Source organism: Sphingomonas flavalba (assembly GCF_004796535.1).
GTDB classification, from domain to species: Bacteria; Pseudomonadota; Alphaproteobacteria; order Sphingomonadales; family Sphingomonadaceae; genus Sphingomonas_L; species Sphingomonas_L flavalba.
In genome coordinates this window covers 334,997-341,021 of record NZ_SPHY01000003.1, presented here as the reverse complement: position 1 = coordinate 341,021, position 6,025 = coordinate 334,997, and the positions used below count along the sequence as shown (strand labels likewise).

The 6,025-nt window shown below is 71.2% G+C and carries 5 protein-coding genes; 2 read left to right on the top strand and 3 right to left on the bottom strand.

The features are described 5' to 3' along the window. Positions 1–84: 84 nt before the first annotated feature. A complete protein-coding gene (locus tag E4A53_RS05400; RefSeq protein ID WP_136162054.1) occupies positions 85–2,535 on the bottom strand; it encodes a zinc-dependent metalloprotease in 2,451 nt (816 codons plus the stop codon). Positions 2,536–2,725: 190 nt separating this feature from the next. Here E4A53_RS05400 and E4A53_RS05395 point away from each other — a divergent pair, with 190 nt between their 5' ends. After that, positions 2,726–3,472 (top strand): hypothetical protein, encoded by a 747-nt coding sequence (locus E4A53_RS05395; protein WP_136162053.1) that lies wholly within the window; start codon positions 2,726–2,728, stop codon positions 3,470–3,472. A gap of 1 nt (position 3,473) precedes the next feature. Here the strand turns inward: E4A53_RS05395 and sugE are convergent, their stop codons facing one another. Continuing rightward, a complete protein-coding gene (sugE, locus tag E4A53_RS05390; RefSeq protein ID WP_136162052.1) occupies positions 3,474–3,794 on the bottom strand; it encodes a quaternary ammonium compound efflux SMR transporter SugE in 321 nt (106 codons plus the stop codon). Positions 3,795–3,912: 118 nt separating this feature from the next. Next, entirely contained in the window at positions 3,913–5,238 is a 1,326-nt protein-coding gene (locus E4A53_RS05385) for a dihydroorotase (RefSeq protein WP_136162051.1), read from the bottom strand. Between the two features lie 52 nt (positions 5,239–5,290). Here E4A53_RS05385 and ygfZ point away from each other — a divergent pair, with 52 nt between their 5' ends. Continuing rightward, entirely contained in the window at positions 5,291–6,025 is a 735-nt protein-coding gene (gene ygfZ / locus E4A53_RS05380) for a CAF17-like 4Fe-4S cluster assembly/insertion protein YgfZ (protein WP_136162050.1), read from the top strand.

Below are 6,025 nucleotides of genomic sequence, written 5' to 3'. Positions count from 1 at the left end.
CTCCCCCACCCGGCCTCCCAACGGCAGTATCATATGGGAGGCCGGGTGGGGGAGCGGGCCGGTGCCGCCTAAAGCGGACAGACTCTAGTCGTCGCCGCCGTCGAACGCCATCCAGTCGCTCTCCGCGCCGATCGGCATGCCCGGCGGCACGTTCGGCGCTCGGGCCTTGTCGGCGACCGCCTTGTCCAGCGCCTCGCGATCGGCGAGCAGGCGGGACAGGCCGCGCGCCCAGCCCTGCTCCGCCGCGTCGCCCGGTCGCTTGGCCAGCGCCTCGGCCAGCCTCTGCAGCCGGTCGTCGATGGCGACGGCCAGGTCCGGCGCCAGCTTGGGGTCACGCGCCACACGCGCCAGCGCCAGCGCGGCCGTCGTCGCCGTGCGCCGCCTGACCGCCGCCAGCCGGCCGCCGTTGCGCGCGTCGAAGGTCGCGGCGATCAGCCGGTCGACCAGCGTGTCGGCGCCGGGCAATGCCGGATTGCGCCGCTGCTGCACGGCCAGCCGCGCCAGCCGCTCCGGCGCGAGCAGCACCATCAATGTCTGCGCCGCCTTCGCCTCCGCCGCCGCCAGCGGGTCGAACACCGGGCCGCCGGCGGTACGGAAGATCTCGATGTCGAACTGGCGGTCGTTCTCGCCGGACCAGCCGGCCGACAGCATCGGCACCAGGCCCTCGGGCACGTCCAGCGCCGACGCCGCCAGCGTCGCCAGCAGCGAATCGAGCGCGTGGCGCTGCAGCGCCGCCGCCACCGGTTCAGCCTGCTCGCGCCCGTCCCCGGCCACCGCATAGGCGAAATCGACGCCGCCGAGCAGCTTGCCCGCCGCCTCGATCTGGTAGCGGTCGAGCAGCCAGATCGGCACGAATTTGCGGCGGAGATTGGCGACCGGCTCGTTGGCCGCCAGCGCGCCAACGCCGAAATGCGCCAGCGCCGCGCGGCGGACACCGGCCATCCGATCCAGTTCCGCCGCTGGGTCGGCGCCGTCGTCCCACAGGCTGCCCCAGGGCTGGCCGGTCTCCGGCGCGCGGGCGTCGCCGTCGGTCGCGTAGCGCAGCCCTTCCCTGACCCCGGCGAGCGCGGTCGCCCGCGCCGCCTCGTCGCTGGCCGACGCGTAGAGCCAGTCGATCGCATAATCGTCCCAGCGCCCGGCACCGGCGCCGTAGGCGTCCGACAGGTCCGGTGCGCCGTCGTTCAGCGCGATGCGCGGCGCCGGATAATCCATCACCGAATAACGGCCCTGGGTGCTCGCCGCGAAATTATGGGCAAGGCCCAGCGCATGGCCGACCTCGTGCGCGGCAAGCTGGCGGATGCGGGCGAGCGCGACCTGCACCGGATCGTTCGGCCCGCCGCTGCCGACCTTGTCGGCGCCGACCAGCCCCTCGAAGATCAGCATATCCTGCCGCACGCGCAGCGAGCCGAGCATCACGTTGCCCTTGATGATCTCGCCGGTGCGCGGATCGGTCACCGCCTGGCCGTAGGACCAGCCGCGCGTCGCCCGGTTGACCCAGTTGACGATGTTGTAGCGCAGGTCGAGCGGATCGACCCCTTCGGGCAGAATCTCGACCTTGAACGCATCGACAAAGCCGGCCTTGTCGAACGCATCGGCCCACCAGCGCGTCCCCTCGGCCAGCGCGGTGCGGATCGGCTCCGGCGCGGCGCGGTCGATGTAGAAGATGATCGGCTTCCGGACCGGCGATCGGGCGGCGGCGGGATCGATCTTTTCCAGGCGGAAGCGGTTGGCCAGCTCATAGACCACCGGCGCGCCGAGCGGAGTGCCGTAGTCGACGATCTGGGTGGCGAAGCTGCCGCCGCGCGGGTCGAAGCGCAGCGGGGTGTAGCCGGCCGGCGGCAGCCGCACGAAGCTGTGGCGGACGACGAAGCTGACATTGCCCTCGACCGGCGCGATCGCCCGCGTCTCCGCCCCCGGTGTGGCGGAGGTGTAGGTCTGGCGCGCCTCGATCTCGATATTGTCGGGGAACACCTTCACCGACGCGGGGTCGACCGCCGACAGTGCCGGGTTCAGCGCATAGCCCTTCTCGGCGCCGTTCAGCGCATCGGCGATGCCCATCGTGTCGGTCGCCAGCATTGGCGCGATGTCGACGGTGAAGCCGCCGCCGGCCGTCTCGCTGTCGACCTTGCCGATCCAGACGGTCGAATAGGCGAAGCTGGCGCGCGCCGCGTCCCGCTCCGCTGCCGGGGCGCCGGCGGCGCGGAAGCGCGGATTCTCGAACTCGGCGGCGACCCGGTTGCCGATCCGGCGGAAGACGAGCAGCCGCGACCCGCTATTGGCGCCGCGATCGAGCATGATCGTCGCGGAGCCAAGCCCGGTACGCAGCGCGTTGGCATAGATGAAGCGCCCGGCGATGCCGTCCTTGTCCGGTGCCGGCAGGCTGATCAGGATGCGCCCGTCCTTGCGGTCGACGGTGACCGGCAGCAACCCGTCCAGGCGGGTGACGGCGCTGGCCGGCGCCGGGGCGGCGGCCGCTGGAGCGGGGCCGGCCAGCGCCAGCGCGAGGACGAGTGCGATAAACGGCGGATGCGACATGAAACGGGTCCCCCTGTGTCGCCTGGGCGCCTGGCGCCGGGGCATCTGGCGACACTGTCTCCACCTTTTGCGCTGGAAAATGAAGGGGGTCCGGACCGGCCGGGGCAGGGCCGGGGCGAAAGCCCGCCGGGCGGCTTGACCGCCGGGGTCAGGCGCGGCGAAACCGGCGGACCGGATGTGGGAGAGTGTGATGCGCGGATCGATCGGAATGGGCGCGCTGATCGCAGCGCTGGCGCTGTCGGCGTGCAATCGCCAGCCGCAGCAGCAGACGGAAGCGCCGGAGCCGGTCGTCGATCCCGTCGCGGCGATGAAAGCGCTCGATCCGGGCGTCCAGCTCGCCCGCGCCGGCACCGTCGTCTTCCCTGACGAGCGCAGTCGCAGCGTCCGCGTCGGCGATCAGAGCTATGTGCTGACCCCGGCGCGGCTGGTGTGGAGCGGCGACCGGCCGATCCTCGTATCCGGCGGGCAGGGCGATGATTGCCACGCCTGCGCCGGCACCCTCGCCGTCCACTATCTGAAGGTCGCGGGCGACGCCTTCACCGTCGAGCGGGCGTTTCCGGCCGCCGCCGCCGGGACCAGCTTCGGCGCCGCGCCGGACTGGGAGGTGCGCGACGACATCGCTTCCGTGTCGGTGATCGAGGCGAGGCGCGGCGGCACCTTCCAGGGCTTCACCTGCAGCCGTGCCCAACTGGTCGCGCTGACCGCCACCGGCCCGGTGACGATCGCCGACGATCTGCCGATCGGCTATTCCGATGCCGGCGCCGTGACGGACGGCAAGGCGGAAGAGGTGGAGGGCAAGATCGTCGCCGGCACCCGCGACCATGATTTCGCCATTCGCTATTCCGGCGGCGTCACCGGCGCCACCCGCTATGAGAAGGCGGCGGACGGCGCGTCCTACACGGTCGTCGGTAAGCCGGCGGCGATCCCCACCTGCTGAGTTATTCCTGAGACGACAGCTTCATCAGCACCAGCCCGCTGACGATCAGAAGCGCGGCGGCGATCCGCAGCCCACTCGCCTGCTCGCCGAGCACCGCGACGCCGATGATGAAGGCGCCGACCGCGCCGATCCCGGTCCAGATCGTGTAGGCGGTGCCCAGCGGCAACGCCTTCATCGCCAGCGACAGCAGCGCGAAGCTGGCGACCATCGTGATTACCGTGATAACCGAGGGGGTAAGCCGGGTGAAACCGTGGGCCTGCTTCATCGCATAGGCCCAGACCACTTCAAGAATACCGGCGGCGACAAGATAGACCCAAGCCACGACAGCCTCCTTCCGAAAAGCTGCCGGGCCGTCCCGGACCTGAAACCCGCGCGCGGGCGAGGACGTGGCCTCCCCCGCCAGATGGGGCAGGCGAGGGTCGCGATCAAGGGCTGGGCGCTTATTGGAAGGTGGTCGACTCGAAGCGGATCGGCTCGCCGACCGCGCCGTCGGCCAGCGTCCCTTCCCACATCACCCGGTTGCCGCGCACGATCGTGCCGACCGGGCGGCCGGTCAGCGTCATCCCGGTGAACGGCGACCAGCCGCAGCGCGAGGCAAGCCAGTCCTCCTCCACCGTCCAGCGCGCCTTGCGGTCGACGATGGTGAAGTCGGCGTCATAGCCGGCGGCGATCCGCCCCTTGCCGACCAGCCCGAACACCCGCTGCGGTCCGGCGCTGGTCAGCTCGATCAGCCGCTGGAAGCTCAGCCGCCCGGCGGCGACATGATCTAACAGCAGCGGCAGCAGCGTCTGAACGCCGGGCATGCCGCTCGGGCTTTGCGGATAGGGCTTCGCCTTCTCCTCGCGGGTGTGCGGCGCGTGGTCGGAGCCAAGCACGTCTGGCACGCCCTGGTTCAGCCAGTACCACAGACCGTCGCGGTGGGCGGCGCTGCGGATCGGCGGGTTCATCTGGGCGAAGGTGCCAAGGCGCGGATAGACGTCCTCGGCGGCCATGGTCAGGTGCTGGGGCGTCACCTCGCAGCTCGCGATATCCTTGTTTTGCGCGATCAGCGCGAATTCCGCAGGCGTGCTGATGTGGAGGATGTGGATGCGCCGCCCGGCTTCGCGCGCCAGCCGCAGGATGCGCCGGGTGGCGAGCAGCGCGCTCTCGTCGTCGCGCCAGATCGGGTGGGACGCCGGGTCGCCGGGAATGCGCTCTCCCTCCCGCGCATTCATTCGCGGCTCGTCCTCGGCATGGATGGCTACGCGGCGGTGGCCGCTGGCCAGCACCCGCGCGAGGTTGCCGTCATCGGAGACCAGCAGGTCGCCGGTCGATGCGCCCATGAAGATCTTGACCCCGGCGGCGCCCGGAATCCGCTCCAGCTCCGCCAGCCCCTCGGCATTGGCGGCGGTCGCCCCGACATAGAAGGCATGGTCGCACCACATGCGGTGGCGGGCGCGCTTCAGCTTGTCGGCCAGCGCCTCCGCCGTGTCGGTGTTGGGCTTGGTGTTCGGCATCTCGAACACGGCGGTGACGCCGCCGAGCACCGCTGAACGGCTGCCCGATTCCAGGTCCTCCTTATGCTCCAGCCCGGGCTCGCGGAAATGGACCTGACTGTCGATCACGCCGGGCATGATGTCGAGGCCGGTGCAGTCGATCGCCATGTCGGCGTCGCCGTCGACGCCCAGTTCGGCGATGCGCCCGCCGGTCACGCCGATGCTGGTCGCGACCGGGCCGCCGGGGGTGTGGACGGTGCCGCCTTTCAACAACAGATCGAAATGCGCCATGCCTCAAGTCCTTCCACTTTCAATCCGGCCGGTGGGTGCCTAGTTTCCGCTCATGCCCGGAACCACCCTTGTCGACCGATCGCTGCTACGCCTTTCCGGCGCGGATGTAAGAATTTTTCTGCAAGGGCTGGTGACCCAGGACGTCAACGCCGTCGCGGAAGGACGGCCGCAGTGGAGCGGCCTGCTGTCGCCGCAGGGCAAGGCGCTGTTCGATTTCCTGCTCTGGGCCGACGGCGACGACCTGCTGGTCGATTGCGAGGCGGCGGAGGCGGAGACGCTGGCACGGCGGCTCGCTCTCTACCGGCTGCGCCGCGCGATCGCCATTGCGCCGGAGCCGGGGCTGGCCGTGCATTGGGCGCCGGCGGGCGCCGCCGGCGTGCCCGACCCGCGCCTTGCCGCGCTCGGCCGGCGCTGGCTCGCCCCGGCGGGCGAGGCGGCGGAAGGCTGGCTGGCCCACCGGCTCGCGCTGGGCGTGACGGAGGGCGTGGCGGAGCTGGGCCGCGACCGCACGCTCTGGCTGGAATGCAACGCCGCCGAGCTGAACGGCGTCAGCTTCGTCAAGGGCTGCTATGTCGGGCAGGAAAATACCGCGCGGATGAACTGGCGGCAGAAGGTCAACCGCCGGCTGGTGGTGGTCGAAACCACGGCCGATCCCGGCGATGCGGCGCAGGCCTGGTACCCCGAACTCGGGCTGGCGGTGGCGCGGGTGCGGGTGGAGGCGCTTTCCGCGCCGCTGCCGTTCGGCACGCCGATGCTCCCCGGCTGGCTGAAGGCGGCAATCGCGTGA

What these genes read in the sequence shown, in the direction of transcription:
- E4A53_RS05385 (WP_136162051.1), bottom strand. Translation starts at nt 5,238, where the DNA reads ATGGCGCATTTCGATCTGTTGTTGAAAGGCGGCACCGTCCACACCCCC.
- E4A53_RS05400 (WP_136162054.1), bottom strand. Translation starts at nt 2,535, where the DNA reads ATGTCGCATCCGCCGTTTATCGCACTCGTCCTCGCGCTGGCGCTGGCC.
- ygfZ (WP_136162050.1), top strand. Translation starts at nt 5,291, where the DNA reads ATGCCCGGAACCACCCTTGTCGACCGATCGCTGCTACGCCTTTCCGGC.
- E4A53_RS05395 (WP_136162053.1), top strand. Translation starts at nt 2,726, where the DNA reads ATGCGCGGATCGATCGGAATGGGCGCGCTGATCGCAGCGCTGGCGCTG.